Genomic DNA, 1,029 nt, shown 5'->3' on the forward strand with positions numbered 1-1,029 from the left:
TGATTTCAACAATGAAGCGAGTGGCGAACTGGTGAGTAACACGTGGGAAATCTGCCCAGAAGCAGGGGATAACACTTGGAAACAGGTGCTAATACCGTATAACAACAAGAACCGCATGGCTCTTGTTTGAAAGGTGGCTTCGGCTATCGCTTCTGGATGATCCCGCGGCGTATTAGTTAGTTGGTGGGGTAATGGCTCACCAAGACGATGATACGTAGCCGACCTGAGAGGGTAATCGGCCACATTGGGACTGAGACACGGCCCAAACTCCTACGGGAGGCAGCAGTAGGGAATCTTCCACAATGGACGAAAGTCTGATGGAGCAATGCCGCGTGAGTGAAGAAGGGTTTCGGCTCGTAAAACTCTGTTGTTAAAGAAGAACACCTCTGAGAGTAACTGTTCAGGGGTTGACGGTATTTAACCAGAAAGCCACGGCTAACTACGTGCCAGCAGCCGCGGTAATACGTAGGTGGCAAGCGTTGTCCGGATTTATTGGGCGTAAAGCGAGCGCAGGCGGTTTCTTAAGTCTGATGTGAAAGCCTTCGGCTTAACCGGAGAAGTGCATCGGAAACTGGGTAACTTGAGTGCAGAAGAGGACAGTGGAACTCCATGTGTAGCGGTGGAATGCGTAGATATATGGAAGAACACCAGTGGCGAAGGCGGCTGTCTAGTCTGTAACTGACGCTGAGGCTCGAAAGCATGGGTAGCGAACAGGATTAGATACCCTGGTAGTCCATGCCGTAAACGATGAGTGCTAGGTGTTGGAGGGTTTCCGCCCTTCAGTGCCGCAGCTAACGCATTAAGCACTCCGCCTGGGGAGTACGACCGCAAGGTTGAAACTCAAAGGAATTGACGGGGGCCCGCACAAGCGGTGGAGCATGTGGTTTAATTCGAAGCTACGCGAAGAACCTTACCAGGTCTTGACATCTTCTGCCAATCTTAGAGATAAGACGTTCCCTTCGGGGACAGAATGACAGGTGGTGCATGGTTGTCGTCAGCTCGTGTCGTGAGATGTTGGGTTAAGTCCCG

Annotated in this window: 1 rRNA gene; it reads left to right on the forward strand. The window is 51.7% G+C overall.

Features of this window, described 5'->3' with window-relative positions:
- Positions 1-1,029: ribosomal RNA gene (locus tag EGT51_RS12770) — 16S ribosomal RNA — on the forward strand; the annotation flags it as partial.

This window comes from Levilactobacillus suantsaiihabitans (assembly GCF_004745505.1).
Taxonomy (GTDB): Bacteria; Bacillota; Bacilli; order Lactobacillales; family Lactobacillaceae; genus Levilactobacillus; species Levilactobacillus suantsaiihabitans.